This window comes from Paraburkholderia sp. IW21 (assembly GCF_041321145.1).
In the GTDB taxonomy this organism is placed as follows: domain Bacteria; phylum Pseudomonadota; class Gammaproteobacteria; order Burkholderiales; family Burkholderiaceae; genus Paraburkholderia.
Genome location: NZ_JBGGWA010000001.1, coordinates 141,707 through 157,520, shown reverse-complemented (window position 1 = coordinate 157,520; position 15,814 = coordinate 141,707). Strand labels below are relative to the sequence as shown.

Sequence of the window (15,814 nt, the reverse complement as noted above, 5' to 3'; positions counted from 1 at the left end):
TTCCTTCCTATGCGGCGGACGACCGACTCGGCGCCCCCGCTAGCTTGTTCCGCTGCCTCCCAACTCCACTCAGAATCGATTCCGCCAGTCCCTTCGGAAATCCTGGAGGCACTTGACCGCTCACCTCGTTGATCACGCGATCAGTCATGTCGACGACTTCGGCAATAATGTCCTGCGCCGTCTCGTTTCCCAACCCGATTTGCCGAGCCTGTTGGGTCCAGTGCCGACCTTGAATCTTGTCGATCAGGTAGTGATTGGCACTGCCACGAACCGCCATCGCCATCTTCGCCTTTTGACGCGCAATCTGATTGCGCCTCGGGCCGATGATCGGATGTGCGGAGAGCACATCGTAAAGCGGCGTCGATCGGTACGCCCCGCGAGGCAAATGAAAAATACTGAAGTTCTTTGCATGCCCATCCGTTGCTGCCAGTAGCCAGAACACGAGTTGGGTCTTGAAGAACTGTCGGCGATCCTGATCCGCGTTTTCCGAGCCGAGCAATACCTCCATGATCTCGGCGATGCCCGGCCCACCGTCGGCTTGGTACTTCAGATGGGAGGGCCTTCCGGTGGCCTGGCACATGTCTTCCTGCGGAAGGCGCACGATCCAGCTTGCGTCACTCGACAGCCTGCGGTCGAAGCGCTCGACCACGAGCGCTTTCTGATCGTCGAACGTTGCAACCTCGCAATTCGCTGCGGGCAGTCCATACGCCGAGACGACTTTCGAGCACAGCCATTCGTTTTCAATCGACGTCCGCATATCCGCCTGCATGTTCCCAACGAGGCCGAGCGGGAGCTTGAAGATATGCGTGGTCGGCGTGCTGCCGCTCGGGTAGATCCACTGCTCATCGTGGCGCAGCAGCGCGGTTTTCTCCTGGGCACCGGCAATCGATAGCCTCAGGTCCGAACCGCTCTCATATTGGCCGAGCGGCGCTACTGCGGTTGCATTACGCAGCAACTGAGCAACCTGCGGCTCGGATAGCGGCGTTCCGGAGATGCCGTAAAGTTCGGTGGGTTGCTCGTCAGGCGGGAGGAGTTGGATCGCACCAACGCAGTCACGACCAAGCGCTACCAGCAGGTCAAAAGCATTCGTGCTGCCCGTGCGATGCCGTTGAGCCAATCGCCGGCGGATCGCATCGCTATCGGGAAGCAGATTGTCGAAGAATGCACTGACCACGTCGCCGCGATAGGGCTGATTGCCGGGTGTGAACGGCATCGACAAGGAAAGTGGGCGCCCCTGTTCATCTTCGATCCACTTGTCGAGATAACTGAGGCGGTCCCCTTCTCGTGCTTTTTCCCAGTAGCCGACCGGCAGGCCGTTCATCCAGATGTCGAGTCGTTGCGTCTGAGAGCGGCGCGCCATGATTACCAGTTTTCCCTTTTCTTTTTTGTCGTGATCGCCACAAGGGGCTGCTTCGAGCTCGATGCTTTCGAGGTAGAGCCTGAGCGGTTGGCCGTAGACGGAAGTTTTGCTTTCTTGACGGTGGGGACCGGCCGTTGACGCTTCGGCGTGCCGGTCTGCGCCGGCTTACTGCTTGGCGAGGGGGACGTCTGGCTTAAGCTCAGTTCCACGTTCAGCAAACGCATGACCTTAAAGAGCCGCTCTACGCTCGCCGATGCCGGATTGGCTTCCAGTTGTGCGTAGCTTTGCTGGGTGATACCCAGCAGTTTGGCCACCGCAGCTTGTGTGAGCCCTGCGGACTTGCGGAAGCCCAGCAGAATGGGGCGGAGCTGACTTAGCGTCTTGATAGCGTAATCCATTGGATTTTCTTCAGGCCCGTACAGTCTGTGGACTGTACCACAAAGATACAGACAATAAGCTGTAAATTGAATATACAGGTTATAGTCTGTATATTCAATTTACATTCCAAAGCCTGTCAAGCATGGATCGCGAAGCCAATCGATCAACCGCACGCCCGAAAGAGCCGATAGCAGCATCCCCCTGAACCCGCCTTCCAGCAGCTTCGGCGAGTCTGCGGTATAAATCCCTTCCCGCCTCACCCGCAAACTTCGACACCAACCATGTCCCACTACTTCTACGACCCCGCTGCCGGTCACGGCCTCCCGCACGACCCGTTCAAGGCCATCGTCGCGCCGCGCCTGATCGGCTGGATTTCCTCCCGCGACGCCGAAGGCGCGCTGAATCTCGCGCCGTACAGCTTCTTCGGCGCTTTCGCCAGCTTCCCGCCGATCATCGGTTTCTGCAGCGAAGGCCGTAAAGACAGCGTCGCCAACATCGAAGCAACCGGCGAATTCGTCTGGAATCTCGCCACCAAGCCGCTCGCCGAGCAGATGAACCGCTCGTCGGCACCGGTCGCGCCGCACGTCGACGAATTCGAACTCGCTGGCCTCACACCTGCACCGGGCCGCAACGTCGCCGTGCCGCACGTTGCCGAATCGCCGGCCGCGCTCGAATGCAAGCTGCTGCAAGTCGTGCGTTTGCACACCCTCGAGGGCAAGCCGATGGACAACTACCTGTCGCTTGGGCAGGTGGTCGGTGTCCACATCAACGAGGCCTATCTGAAAGACGGTCTGTTCGACACTCACGCCGCGCAGCCCATCATGCGCGCCGGCTATCGCGCCGACTACGCCGAAATCGGGGCGATGTTCCAGATGTTCCGTCCGACCGCATAACGGTTCGTGAACGCAGAGGCGTTTGAAGCAAGATGCGCCGCGCGAAAATCAACGCTATCGGCACGCGGTATATTGCCCATCAACGCCCCGGTGCGCCGCGCCAGGTGCGCAGCAGCAATGCGTTGGTCACGACGCTCACACTCGAAAACGCCATCGCCGCGCCGGCCAGCATCGGATTCAACAAGCCGAAGGCCGCGAGCGGGATACCGACCAGGTTGTAGACGAAGGCCCAGAAGAGGTTCTGCTGGATCTTGCGCCAGGTCTTGCGCGAAATGTCGATAGCGTCGGCCACCAGCGACGGGTCGCCGCGCATCAGCGTGATGCCGGCCGCCTGCATCGCGACGTCGGTGCCGGTTGCCATCGCGATGCCGATATCGGCGGCGGCGAGCGCGGGGGCGTCGTTGATACCGTCACCCGCCATCGCGACGATGCCGGCGCTGCGGATTTTCAGATCGCGGATCACACGGGCTTTGTCATCGGGCAGGACTTCGGCGTGAAATTCGTCGATGCCGAGCGCCTTGGCGACGCTCGCCGCGCTGCCGTGATTGTCGCCGGTGACGAGCACGCTTTTGATGCCCATTTGAGCGAGCCGTTCGACGGCCGCCCGGGCGGTCGGTTTGACGGTGTCGCCGAAGGCGATCAGTGCCAAAACGGTGGGCGCAAGCGGCGCGCGCTCCATCAACCAGGAGACAGTGTTGCCGGCGGCTTCGAGCTGTTTTGCGCGCGTGGTGAGGTGCGGCGGCAGCTGGATGCCGAGTTCGTTGAGCCAGCGCGTGCTGCCGAGCGCCAGGGTGCGGCCGTCAATGTCTGCTTCCACGCCTCGGCCCGGGACGGCGCGCGCGGCGCTTGCGGTGAGTATCGCAACCGGCGATTCAGTAGCTGGCGTCTCTACTGTTGTGGACCCGGAAACGTGCCGCGCGTTGTCGCTCCCTGCCATGGCGCCGTTATTCGCTGACGAGTCCTCAACCGCAGCGTCGGCTTTTGGACCCTCCGCGTGTGCCGCTTCATATGCCTTCACCACCGCCCGCGCCAACGGATGATCGCTATGCCGCTGGACGGCTGCAGCAAGCGCCAGCGTCTCTTCGCGACCCATGCCGCCGACCGGCTCGAACGCCGTTACCGACGGTTGCCCGACCGTCAGCGTGCCGGTTTTATCGAACGCGACAATATTCACGCGATGCGCGGTTTCCAGCGCCTCGGCGTCCTTGATCAGCACACCATGCCGCGCGGCGACGCCGGTGCCGGCCATGATGGCCGCCGGCGTGGCCAACCCGAGCGCGCACGGGCAGGCGATCACCAGTACGGCGACCGCATTCAGAATCGCGGTTTCGCCGCCCGCGCCGGCAATCAACCAGCCCACTAGCGTCAACGCCGCAATCGCCAGAATCGCCGGTACGAAAATCTCGCTGACCCGGTCGACCAGGCGCTGGATCGGTGCCTTCTCAGCCTGAGCACTTTCCACGAGGCGAATAATTCGCGCGAGCGTCGTTTCCGCGCCGATCGCGGTGGTGGTCACCGCAATCGCGCCTTCGCCGTTGATCGAACCGGCGGTGACCGGATCGGCTGTCTGCTTCGGCACCGGCAGGCTTTCGCCGGTAATCAGCGATTCGTCGATATGGGTGCGGCCTTCAAGCACTGCGCCGTCGACCGGCACGCGTTCGCCGGGACGCACGATCACCACCGTGCCGACCCGCACCTGCGCGAGCGGTACTTCGCGTTCGTCGGCGCCGACGCGAATCCGCGCGCGGTCGGGACGCAGCGCGTTGAGCGCGCGGATCGCGTCCGTGGTCTGGCGCTTGGCGCGCGCCTCGAGCCATTTGCCGAAGCGCACCAGCGTAATCACCACCGCCGACGCCTCGAAATACAGATGCATCATGTCGCCCGGATGGGTCGCGAGTTCATACACGCTGATTCCATAAGCCGCCGACGTGCCGAGCGCCACCAGCAAGTCCATGTTCCCGGCGCCGGCCCGAACGGCACGGTAGGCCGCGCGATAAAAACGCGCGCCGAACACGAATTGCACGATCGAGGCAAGACCGAGTTGCAGCCACGGCGAAAGCACCGCGTGCAAGCCGAACCACTCACCGACCATCGGCAGGACCAGTGGCAGCGTCAGCACGGCGGAGGCGAGTACGGCTGCCAGTTCGCGGCGGGTTTGGGTGCGTTTGCTGTCGGCAGGGGAGGCAGCGGTGGCATTGTCGGCCGCCGCCGGTGCGTCTGGCGGCGCGATCAACGCTGCCTCGTAGCCCGCTTTCTTGACGGCTGCAATCAGCGTGTCGACGTCGGTATCCGCGGCCGAGGCCGGGTCGCCAAGATTGACGGTCGCCGTTTCGGTCGCGAGATTCACCGACACGCCCGTGACACCGGGCACTTTGGCTAGCGCCTTCTCGACACGCATCGCGCATGAGGCGCAGGTCATCCCGCTGATGTCGAGTTCGGCGGTTCCGGAAGGGGTAGCGCCCAAGGGGCGCTGGGGAGTGGCAAGTTCGGTCATGGTAGGCAAGGCTCGTGACGGCATTGGGCCGCATCATGAACCCAGTATTGACCTTCCTATGATGGGAAGGTCAAGGATGTTTAAGTTGCGAGCTGGAGTGCTACCAACGCGCCTCCCACCACCCAGGCTGCGCTGCTGAAATCGCCCGGTCAGAACGCCGGCGGCGCGTCCAGCATGGCCTGGCCGACTGCCTTCTGCTCGTCGCTGGGGCGCGCCAGCAGGGTTTCGGCCGCGCCGCGCCGGTCCGCGGCTTCCTTGTTCTGGCCGAGCTTCCACTTGCCCACCAGCCGCTCGACCTCGATCTCGATACCGACGATCGCGCCCAGCATCTGGGCGATATAGTCGGCCGGCGCGTCGCCCATCTTCCACGGCACCGGTTCGCCCGCTTCCATCTTACGGGTGAGTCGCGCGACGAGGCCACGCACGAACTTTTCGTCGTCGCGCACGACGATCCGGCCGTGCGCATGCACCACCATATAGTTGTAAGTCGGCACCTGCCGATGCGCCTCGTGCTTGCTCGGATACCAGGTCGGCGAGATGTAGGCGGCCGGCCCCTGGAAGATCACAAGGGCTTCCGGATTGGCGGCGACCTCCTGCCAGACCGGGTTGGCCCGGGCCACGTGGGCGCGAAGGATGCCGTGGGTTTGGGCGGGAGCCCCTTCGGGGACGACTTCCAGGTCGAACGGCAAATGGTTCGCATCGAGCCCGTTTGGTCCATGGGTAATGAGCGCGCCGAAGGGCTGCTCGGCGATCAGGCGATGGAGAACCTCTGGACGGCTCTCTTCAAATTGGGCGGGCATGTACATAAAGCGCTCCGGATACAAAAGATCGATGCGTGGTCGAGAAGGGCAAGCGTCGGCGCGGGAGGGGCAAAAATCGTCAACCGTAATGTAAATGGTGTCCGCGCGCTCATTACAAAGCGCTATTCCTGCCTTTGCGCTTGCCTGGTGAACAAGGATACGATACAACCCGATGTTGTCGGCATCGCGAGACGCAGACTGACTGCGCTGAGCTTTGGGAGGCCACGCAAGCAGGTCCCCGCTGCGCACCGACGTTTTCCCCTAGGACCGCACGTTCCGCTACCCGAACGAATGATAAAAAATCGCCGAGCGCTATTTTCGCTTCACTGGACCTGCGCATCGCTCGCAGGCCTTGCATTTCTGGCGGGTTGCGCGTCGACCTCGTCCACAACGCAAAAAACCCCCGGCTGGATCAAGGACGAAGTCGCTGATTCGTACGTATTCGCCTATCCGCTGGTGCTGATGGACGTCGCGCGCGATGCGGCGGTCGGCACCGATCCAGGCCAGGCGCCGATCAATACGCTGCGTCACGCGCAGGCTTTGCCGCCAATCGGCGCAGCCAATCCGTTGCAACCGAGTCTCGACACGCTCGACTCGACCGGCTGGCTGGACGTTGGCAGCGAGCCGGTGATCGTGTCGCTGCCCGACTCGCACGGCCGCTACGTCGACGCCCGCGTGCTCGACATGTGGACCAACGTAGTCTGGTCGACCGGCTCGGAGTTTGCCACCCGCGCCGCGGGCATCAAGGCGCAAACCGTTGCCTTCGTCGGTCCGGGTTGGCAAGGCGATCTGCCCAAGGGCGTGAAGCGCGTCGACGTGCCGACCCGCAACGCCTGGGTGAGCGTGCGCATCCAGTCGAACGGTACGCGCGACCTGACGGCGGTGCGCAAGCTGCAGCGCGCCATCCGCGTCGCGCCGCTGAGCGTCTACGCCGGCGACCGGCGCTCGGCGTCGATTACGCCGCCGCGCAGCAATGCCGTCGATGCAGCCGCTTCCGGCACGCCGGCCGCGCGAGTCGCCGCGCTCGACGCGAACGCCTTCTTCAGCCGGCTCGCGCAGGCGTTGCCCGACAATCCGCCGACGCCTGCCGATCCGCATGCGTTGAAAATGCTGTCGGACTTCGGCGTGACGCCTGGCGAACCGGTAAAGCTCCCGAGCGCCCCCGAGGCGATCGCCGCGGGCCTCGCCGACGGCCACGAGCGCGTCGTCACGCCGCCTTCCAATCTGCTGAGCGGCAACGGCTGGAGCTGGTTCGGCGACGGCGTGGGTAACTACGGTCCCGACTACGCGATGCGCGCTTACGCCGCTGCCACCCAACCGGGCATCGGCACGAAAGACGATGAAGTGCGCGCGGTCGTCACCCAGGACAGCGACGGCCATGCGCTCAACGGCGCCAACCGCTACGTGATCCACTTCGCGCCGAACCAGTTGCCGCCGGTGCGCGGCTTCTGGTCGATCACTGCTTACACGAAAGACGGCGCGCTGGGCGAAAGCGCACCGGCGCGTCTGGCGGTTGGCGATCGCAATGGCGCGCGTCGTAATCGCGACGGCTCGCTGGACGTGACGGTATCGTCGACACGCGGCAAGAGCGGCAACTGGCTGCCGGCGCCGCGCGCCGATCTGCAACTGGTGCTGCGCCTGTATGCGCCGAAGCCGCAAGCCACCGACGGTAGCTGGCAACCGCCGGCGGTCGTGCGTCAGTGACATGCAGCAGTAACGTGCATCACGACAATGCGTCACTGGTGTGACGGCAATGCGTGAGTGATGGTTGAATCAGCGCGTGTTCGCCGCTTCATGGCGGCGTACACGTGACGTTGTAGCGCAGAACAATGTGTAAGCCACCGCTTACATTTCTACCCACACAAGATTCACCACTTATACTGCCGCTTGCGGGATTTTCGTTTTCGCGGCGGCCTTGCCGCTGCATTACCCAAGACCGAGCATGGCAAGCCTCAATAAAGCATCCCTGATATCTTCCATGCAGACCGTGCGCGACGTCGCGCAGTCACGCCGTACCCGGCGTGCCATCACGGGTCTGCTGATCTTCCTCGTAGTGTTCGGTCTGCTGGGCTTTTTCGCGGCGCCCCCGCTGATTCGCCATATCGCCGAGCAGCAACTCAGCAAGCAACTCGATCGACCTGCCACGATTGGCCGCATCGCGCTCAATCCGTACACGCTCGAGCTTGAAGCCGATCGCGTGCATATCGGCGAGCGCGGCGGCGCGGGCGACTTCGTCGATATTTCACGGCTCATTGTGAAACCGTCGTGGAGCTCGCTGTTTCGCGCCGCGCCGATTATCGACGAAGTGCAGCTCGATTCGCCGCGTTTTCATATCGTTCGCTACGATGCGCAGCGCTTCAATTTCACCGACCTGATCGAGAAGTTCTCGAAGCAGCCGGCCAAGCCCAATAGCAAGCCGACGCTGTTCTCGGTGTCGAACATTCGCCTCGAAAACGGCCAGATCACGTTCGACGACAGGCTGCTCGGCACGACGCATGTGATCGATCAATGGAAGCTCGGCATTCCGTTTATCGCGACCCTGCCTTCGAAAACCGACATTTTCGTCGAGCCGTTGCTGCGTGCGCGTATCGACGGCAGTCCGCTCGCCATCGACGGCAAGACCAAGCCGTTTGCAGCGTCGCGCGAATCGGAAGTGTCGCTGCGTTTCGAGGGGCTCGACGTGCCGCGTCTCATGTCGTATGTGCCGACGAAGCTGCCGGTGATTGTGCAGAGCGGCAAGCTGTCCACTGACCTCAAGCTCCACTTCGTGGTCTCCAACAATGCGCCCTCGCTGCGCGTGGCGGGCACTGTCGATATGAGCGACGTGGACGTGCGCGATCAGCGCAAGGCGCCGTTCTTCGCCGCGCGCGCGGTGCATGTCACCGCCGCAATGCTTGAGCCGCTGAAGAGCCTGTATCACTTCGACGATATCCGCATCGACGCGCCAAGCGCCAATCTCGCGCGTGATAAAGAAGGGGTGTTGAGTGTCGAGCGGATGTTTGCGCCTGCGCCCGCTGCGGGGGCTTCGCGGGCATCGGCGCCCGCTCCGGCCGCGTCTACGCCGGCTGCGTCGGCCACGGCGAAGAATACGGCGAGCGCGCCAGTTGCGGCATCGGGCGCTACCGCCGCGGACAAGGCCGCACCGCCTCTGGACCTGTCGATCAAGCGCTTCGTGCTCAACGACGGCGTCGTCAACGTCCACGATGAGGCCGCCTCGCGCCCCGTCGACCTCGGCCTGCAAAAACTGGCCGTCACGCTGACCGATTTTTCGACGCTCGCCACCGCGCCCGCACACTACACGCTGAACACCGACTTCAAGGACGGCGGCGGCTCGCTCGGCGCGGCGGGTGCGTTCGGTCTCGTGGCGAAGACCGCCAGTGCGAAGCTCGATCTGAAGTCATTGAAGTTGCCGCTGCTGCAACCGTATCTCGACACCGCAACCGCCGCGCAAGTGGTGGGCGGCGCGCTTTCCGCCACCGCAAGCGTCGGTGCAAACTGGTCGAGGTCGCCGGCGGCGGTGATGGTCACCGACACGCAACTCGATCTGCAATCGCTCAAACTCGCGGCACGCGGCAGCAAGGAGCCGGTGGTCTCGCTCGCGCAAGGCCGCGTGACGGTCAAAAAGGTAGACGTTGCGGGGCGCACCGCCGATATCGCCGGCGTCGACACGACCGGTCTGGTGGTCAATGCGCAGCGTCTGAAAGACGGCAGCATCGACCTTGCCGCGCTCGCCGGCCCGCACCAAGCCGAGCAGCAGCGCACAGCGATCCACGCCGTGAAGAAGGCCCAGGCGGAAGGGCCTGCGTGGCATTACAAGATCGGCGAGCTCAACCTGAAAGACGCGACCGCCAATTTCACCGACAACACCACGCCGCATCCGGTGACGCTGAGCGTGACGCCGCTGCAACTGAAGGTGCAGCAGATCAGCGACGATCTGAGCCGTCCGCTGCCGATCGATCTGCAGGCAACGCTCAACAAGAAAGGCACGCTCGGCGTAACGGGCAACGTCACGGCGACGCCGCTTAAGGTGGCTGTCAAGGTGAACGCGAACCGGCTCGACGCGGCTGCGTTCGAACCGTACTTCGGCGGCAAGCTGAACGCGCTGATCGCGAGCGCGTTGCTCAACGCGAACGGCGACCTCGCGCTGACTCAGGCGAAGGCGCTCAAAGCGACGTATCGCGGCGACGTGGCGCTCGTCGACGTACGGATGCTCGACAAGGTGACCTCAGACCCGTTCGCGGGATGGAGATCGCTCGCGCTGTCCGACCTGAAGGCCGACTACGACGAGCACGGCACGGTGGTCGACGCGGCGCGCGTGACGTTCACGAAGTTCTATGGGCGCGTGCTGCTCGATGCGCAAGGCAAGCTGAATCTCAACGACGTGATCGCACATCAAAGCGGTAACGCGAAATCGCTGACACGCGACAAGAGCGGCGCGGAACCCGTGCCGTTGACGCCGCAAGCCGCGTCGTCGCCCGAAGTAGTGTCCGCGGCGGTTCCGGCGTCGTCGGCAACGCCTAACACGCCGGCCACGGTCACCGCCGCCACGCCGCCGCAAAGCCCCGTCAAACTTCACTTCGGCCAGTTGGTGCTGCAGCAGGGCCGTGTGACTTATACCGACAACTTCATCAAGCCGAACTTCACGGCAAATCTCGTCGGCATTCAAGGGACGGTCGGCGCGTTCGGTACTCAATCGACCACGCCCGCGCCTGTGGACATCGCTGCGAAGCTGGCGGCCAATGGTCCGCTGTCGATCCGCGGCACGATCAATCCGCTGATTGCAAAGCCGGCGCTCGATTTGACTGCGAGCGCGCACGATATCGAGCTCACCAACCTCACGCCGTATTCGGCGAAATACGCCGGGTATCCGATCACCAAGGGCAAGCTGAACGTCGACCTGCACTACAAGCTCGACAACGATCAGTTGAACGCGAACAATCATATTTTCATCGATCAACTCACGTTCGGCGATCACGTCGAGAACAACACGGCGACCAAGCTGCCGGTGCGTCTCGCAATCTCGCTGCTGAAAAATTCGCGCGGCGAAATCGACGTGAACCTCCCGGTGTCGGGATCGTTATCGAATCCGGAGTTCAGCATTGGCGGGCTGATCTGGCATGCGGTACTTAATCTGTTGCAGAAGGCCGTGACCGCGCCGTTCTCGCTGATCGCCAATGCGTTTGGCGGCAATGGTGAGGAGTTGGGCTATGTCGAATTCGAGCCGGGGTCGGCGAAACTCCCGGACGCCGCCGACAAGAAACTCGACACGATCGTGAAGGCGCTCGCCGACAAGACGTCGATCCGTATCGACCTGATCGGCCGTGTCGATCCGGCTATCGACGAACCGGCGTTGCGCACGGGCTATGTTGAACGGCTGGTCAAGCAGCAGAAAATCAAGGACGTGGTCGGCAATGGCGAGAGCGTGGATCTGTCGACGGTGACTGTCGATCCGAAGGAATACGATAAGTATCTGACCAAGGCCTACAAGGCCGCCGACTTCAAGAAGCCGCGCAATTTTGTCGGCTTGACCAAGAGCCTGCCGGACGACGAGATGAAGAGCGCGCTTGCCGCCAATGCGCCGATCGACGACGCCAGTTTGCGTCAACTCGCGCAGCAACGGGCGCAAGCCGTGCAGCAGTATTTCGAGGGCAAGATCGATAGCAGCCGCGTGTTTATCGTCGCGCCGAAACTGAACGCGGACGGCATCAAGGATAAGGGTGCGACGACGCGGGTGGATTTTGGCTTGAAGTGATAGATGACCACACGCGTGATGGCCTTACGCTGCTGCGCGAATTGCAGCGTAGCGGCCGCATCTGGTAACGCCGTGCGAGGCAGCGGCTGCTTGCGCTCAAGCGGCGCGCGTCGGCGCTTTCTTCAACACCGTCTGCTCGATCACCTGCGCGAGCGTGTCGAATGCCGGGCCGATCTTCTCGTTCGCCACGCATGCGTAGCCCAGCAGCAGCCCACGCCGCGCGGGCGTCTCGGTGCTGTAGTAAGCGGCGAGCGGCCGCACGATCACGCCGGCGTCGTAAGCCGCGGCCGTCACCGCTCGATCGTTGGCATGGTCGGGCAGGCCGAGCACCAGATGCAAGCCGGCTTCGTCGCCCATCACCGGCAGTTCGTCACCGAAACGCGCAGTGATCGCGTCGATCAGGATCTGCCTGCGTTCACCATATAGCGCACGCATGCGGCGAACATGCGACGTGAGATGGCCGTCCATGATGAAGTCGGTCATCACCGCCTGTTGCATCAACTGCCCTTCGCGATACAGCTCGGCCACGCCCGTGCGGAACGTATCCACCAGATGCTCGGGTGCGATCATGTAGCCGATCCGCAAACCCGGAAACAGCATCTTCCCCAAACTCCCCACGTAGATCACCTGGCCGGCGTCATCGAGTCCTTGCAGCGACGCGAGCGGACGGCTGCCGTAGCGGAACTCGCTGTCGTAGTCGTCCTCGATGATCCAGACGTTGTGCTGCCGCGCGTATTCAAGCAGTGTGCGGCGGCGCGCGAGACTCATTACCATGCCGAGCGGATACTGATGCGAGGGTGTCACGAGCGCGAGGCGCGGCGGCTGTTTCAGATCCTGTTCGCGTGGGTTGAGCCCTTCTTCGTCGACCGGCACCGGCACCAGCGTTATCCCCGACGATTGCAGCACGCTCCGTACGCCCCAATAGCACGGCTCTTCGACCCACGCGCGGTCGCCGACGTCGGTCAATAGACGCACCGCGAGGTCAATCGACTGGTGAATGCCTGTCGTGATGATGATCTGATCGGGCGTGCAATTCACCGAGCGCGCCACTCGCAGGTAGTCGGACAGTGCACGCCTCAACGGCCGATAGCCGCCGCCCGGCGCATAGGTCAGCAAGTCGGGATTGGCCTCCTTCCACAACCTCGCCTGAAGGCGGCTCCACGTGCGCGCCGGAAATTCGGCGACGTCGGGCACGCCCGGCATGAACGCACCCCACTGTTTGGCGGATACGCCGGCCTGATCGATCAGCCTTCGCCCACGCGTGGAGAGGCCGGCGCGATCGCGTTTCGGGAGCGCCGTGGGCGAGCCTCCCCGCTCACCCTTCTCGTCGACACCCGCCACCGCTGGCTTCTTGCGCGCATTCACCGCCGCGCTGTCCGGCCGCGTGTCGGCGACATACGTGCCGCTGCCGGTGGTCGAGATCACATAGCCTTCGGCGGTCAACTGATCGTAGACGTGCAGCACCGTATTGCGCGCGATGCCGAGGTCTTCGGCGAGCGTGCGCGAACTAGGCAGCTTGGTGCCGGGCGGCAGCTGGCCGGTCAGAATGGCCTGCTGCATCAGCCGCAACGTCTGTCTGTAGACCGGTTCGGCGGCCGCGCGGTCGAGCCGCGCGGCGAGCCAATCCGACAAGATCACGGTATCCAAGTGGTTCTACCCGGAATAATGAAATGGTTCCATATTGTAGAACCGTAAGGGACTATAGTGAGCCACGCAATTGACGCTATCCCCTCTGTTTTGCAGAGGGAGCCAGCTGGACAGCAGAGGAGACGAGGGCATGAAAACCGATGACGTGATCGTCAGCTTTCGAGGGGTGCGCAAGACGTACGACGGCGAAACGCTGGTCGTCAAACAACTCGATCTGGATATCTATCAGGGCGAATTTTTGACGCTGCTCGGACCGTCCGGGTCAGGGAAAACCACGTGTCTGATGATGTTGGCGGGCTTCGAATTTCCCACCGGCGGCGAGATCTGGCTCGACGGCACGCTGCTCAATACCGTGCCGCCGCATAAGCGCAACATCGGCATGGTGTTTCAGAACTACGCGCTGTTTCCGCATTTGACGGTCGAGCAGAACGTCGCGTACCCGCTCACCGTGCGCAAACTTTCGGCTGAGGAACGCGCGCACCGCACCCATCACGCATTGAAGATGGTGCGCATGGAAAGTTTCGCGAAACGTTACCCAGCACAGCTCTCCGGTGGTCAGCAGCAACGCATTGCACTGGCGCGGGCGCTGGTATTCGAGCCCAAGCTTGTGTTGATGGACGAACCGCTCGGCGCACTCGACAAGCAGTTGCGCGAACACATGCAGTACGAACTTAAATCATTGCACGAGAAGCTCGGCGTGACGTTTGTGTACGTCACGCACGATCAGGGCGAAGCGCTGACCATGTCCGACCGCGTTGCCGTGTTCGATAAAGGCATCGTGCAGCAACTCGACACGGTGGACCGTCTGTACGAATCGCCGTGCAACGAGTTCGTCGCGAACTTCATTGGCGACAGCAACAAGCTGCGCGGCACGATCGCGAATGTCGACGGTGAGTATTGCGAGTTTCATCTGATTGACGGCACGCGACTCACGGGACGCAATATCGGTGGCGCGCGGGCGGGCACGCCGGCGGTCGCGTGCATCCGGCCCGAACGCATGAAGCTCGCTAACCGGGCGAATGGCGTGTCGCGGCCCGGCGCCAACGCGCTGGCCGGTGAAGCGCGCGGGCTGATCTATTTCGGTGACCACGTGCGCATGCGTTGTGGGCTGCCGGAGCAGGACGAGTGCTTTGTCAAGGTGCCGCTCGGCACCGACGCACTCGAAACCTTCGCGCCCGGCGCGCCGATCGCGCTGGAGTTCGCGCCCGAGCATCTGCGGGTGTTTGCAGGGGCGTGAGGGCGTTTGGCGCGAAGTGGTCGGCGCAGTTCGTCCGTTTTAGGTAGGTCGAGTCAGCAGCACATAAAACAAGCCGTACCGTACTTAGCTGAAAATTGAAAGCCCACCACCAAAGGAGAGCAACACACCATGAGCAAGATCGGGAAATCGCGCTGCGCCATCGCTGTCGGTGCTGTAGCGCTCGCGCTGGGAGCCGCGCAGGTCAATGCAGCCGAACTGACGGTCGTCAACTTCGGCGGCGCGAATGGCGACGCGCAAAAGGTCGCATTCAACCAGCCGTTCGAAACGCAAACCAGCAACAAGGTGACCGCCGTCGAATACAACGGTGAGCAGGCCAAAGTGAAGGCGATGGTCGAAGCGAAGCATGTGAATTGGGATGTGGTGGAAGTCGAATCAGGCGACATCGGCCGTGGCTGTGACGAAGGGCTGTACGAGAAGCTCGACTGGTCGAAGATCGGCAAGAAGTCGGATCTGATTCCGGAAGCGCCGCAAACCTGCGGCGTGGGCTTCTTCGTGTGGTCGACTGCGCTCGCGTATAACGCCGACAAGCTGAAAACCGCGCCGACCGGCTGGGCCGACTTTTGGGACGTGAAGAAATTCCCGGGCAAGCGCGCGATGCGCAAGGGGGCGCGTTACAACCTCGAATTCGCGTTGATGGCCGACGGCGTGCCGCCAAAGGATGTCTACAAGGTGCTTGCCACCAAGGAAGGTCAAGACCGTGCGTTCAAGAAGCTCGATGAACTGAAGCCGAATATCCAGTGGTGGGAAGCGGGCGCGCAGCCGCCGCAATTTCTGGTCGCGGGTGACGTGGTGATGTCTACCGCGTACAACGGCCGCATCGACGCCGCGCAGAAGGAAGGTAAGAACCTCAAGGTCGTGTGGAACGGCAGCATCTACGATCTCGACTATTGGGCGATTCCGAAGGGCACGCCGAACAAGGCGCTGGCGGAGAAGTACATCGCCTATTCGATTTCGTCGAAGCCGCAGCAGGACTACGCACACAACATCGCGTACGGGCCGGTGAACGTGGCCGCCATCAAGTCGCTCGATCCGAAGACGCTTGCAAATCTGCCGAACTCGCCGGCTAATGGCAAGAACGCAGTGCTGCAGAACCTTGCGTTCTGGACCGATCATGGCGATGAACTGGAGCAACGTTTTTCGTCGTGGGCTTCGAAGTAATTAGTTAAGCGCGGGAAGGCGCGGCTTTTCTTGTTACCGAAGCCGCGCCGTATCGATGCAGTGAAATGCAAGCG

10 protein-coding genes are annotated in these 15,814 nt (G+C 62.8%); 5 read left to right on the top strand and 5 right to left on the bottom strand.

Translation table 11 applies throughout. The annotated features are described in order from the left end of the window. Positions 1-7 precede the first annotated feature (7 nt). On the bottom strand, positions 8-1,360 hold the full coding sequence (locus tag ACAX43_RS00670; RefSeq protein WP_370706503.1) for a type II toxin-antitoxin system HipA family toxin: 1,353 nt from the start codon (positions 1,358-1,360) through the stop codon (positions 8-10). A 2-nt stretch (positions 1,361-1,362) separates the two neighbouring features. Continuing rightward, on the bottom strand, positions 1,363-1,758 hold the full coding sequence (locus tag ACAX43_RS00665) for a helix-turn-helix transcriptional regulator (RefSeq protein WP_370706502.1): 396 nt from the start codon (positions 1,756-1,758) through the stop codon (positions 1,363-1,365). A gap of 261 nt (positions 1,759-2,019) precedes the next feature. Here ACAX43_RS00665 and ACAX43_RS00660 point away from each other — a divergent pair, with 261 nt between their 5' ends. Beyond that, positions 2,020-2,631, top strand: coding sequence for a flavin reductase family protein (locus tag ACAX43_RS00660; protein ID WP_370706501.1), 612 nt, complete (start codon positions 2,020-2,022; stop codon positions 2,629-2,631). A gap of 79 nt (positions 2,632-2,710) precedes the next feature. Here ACAX43_RS00660 and ACAX43_RS00655 read toward each other — a convergent pair whose 3' ends face one another. Continuing rightward, a complete protein-coding gene (locus ACAX43_RS00655) occupies positions 2,711-5,125 on the bottom strand; it encodes a heavy metal translocating P-type ATPase (protein WP_370706500.1) in 2,415 nt (804 codons plus the stop codon). 149 nt (positions 5,126-5,274) lie between these two features. Continuing rightward, positions 5,275-5,931, bottom strand: a complete 657-nt coding sequence (locus tag ACAX43_RS00650) for an FMN-binding negative transcriptional regulator (protein WP_370706499.1) — start codon at positions 5,929-5,931, stop codon at positions 5,275-5,277. Between the two features lie 285 nt (positions 5,932-6,216). Between ACAX43_RS00650 and ACAX43_RS00645 the strand changes: the two genes are divergently transcribed. Beyond that, entirely contained in the window at positions 6,217-7,629 is a 1,413-nt protein-coding gene (locus ACAX43_RS00645) for a DUF1254 domain-containing protein (RefSeq protein ID WP_370706498.1), read from the top strand. Between the two features lie 238 nt (positions 7,630-7,867). Further along, complete coding sequence (locus tag ACAX43_RS00640; protein WP_370706497.1) at positions 7,868-11,677, top strand: DUF748 domain-containing protein; 3,810 nt, start codon at positions 7,868-7,870, stop codon at positions 11,675-11,677. 96 nt (positions 11,678-11,773) lie between these two features. Here the strand turns inward: ACAX43_RS00640 and ACAX43_RS00635 are convergent, their stop codons facing one another. Next, positions 11,774-13,324: a PLP-dependent aminotransferase family protein gene (locus tag ACAX43_RS00635; protein ID WP_370706496.1), complete on the bottom strand. Its 1,551-nt coding sequence runs from the start codon at positions 13,322-13,324 to the stop codon at positions 11,774-11,776. 130 nt (positions 13,325-13,454) lie between these two features. Between ACAX43_RS00635 and ACAX43_RS00630 the strand changes: the two genes are divergently transcribed. Then, positions 13,455-14,561 (top strand): ABC transporter ATP-binding protein, encoded by a 1,107-nt coding sequence (locus ACAX43_RS00630; RefSeq protein ID WP_370706495.1) that lies wholly within the window; start codon positions 13,455-13,457, stop codon positions 14,559-14,561. 129 nt (positions 14,562-14,690) lie between these two features. Then, complete coding sequence (locus ACAX43_RS00625) at positions 14,691-15,740, top strand: ABC transporter substrate-binding protein (RefSeq protein ID WP_370706494.1); 1,050 nt, start codon at positions 14,691-14,693, stop codon at positions 15,738-15,740. Positions 15,741-15,814 lie beyond the last annotated feature (74 nt).

Bases quoted from the DNA above. Each gene is read 5' to 3' on its own strand.
- ACAX43_RS00625 (WP_370706494.1), top strand. From the start codon at position 14,691: ATGAGCAAGATCGGGAAATCGCGCTGCGCCATCGCTGTCGGTGCTGTA.
- ACAX43_RS00665 (WP_370706502.1), bottom strand. From the start codon at position 1,758: ATGGATTACGCTATCAAGACGCTAAGTCAGCTCCGCCCCATTCTGCTG.
- ACAX43_RS00650 (WP_370706499.1), bottom strand. From the start codon at position 5,931: ATGTACATGCCCGCCCAATTTGAAGAGAGCCGTCCAGAGGTTCTCCAT.
- ACAX43_RS00630 (WP_370706495.1), top strand. From the start codon at position 13,455: ATGAAAACCGATGACGTGATCGTCAGCTTTCGAGGGGTGCGCAAGACG.
- ACAX43_RS00660 (WP_370706501.1), top strand. From the start codon at position 2,020: ATGTCCCACTACTTCTACGACCCCGCTGCCGGTCACGGCCTCCCGCAC.
- ACAX43_RS00655 (WP_370706500.1), bottom strand. From the start codon at position 5,125: ATGACCGAACTTGCCACTCCCCAGCGCCCCTTGGGCGCTACCCCTTCC.
- ACAX43_RS00645 (WP_370706498.1), top strand. From the start codon at position 6,217: ATGATAAAAAATCGCCGAGCGCTATTTTCGCTTCACTGGACCTGCGCA.
- ACAX43_RS00670 (WP_370706503.1), bottom strand. From the start codon at position 1,360: ATGGCGCGCCGCTCTCAGACGCAACGACTCGACATCTGGATGAACGGC.
- ACAX43_RS00640 (WP_370706497.1), top strand. From the start codon at position 7,868: ATGGCAAGCCTCAATAAAGCATCCCTGATATCTTCCATGCAGACCGTG.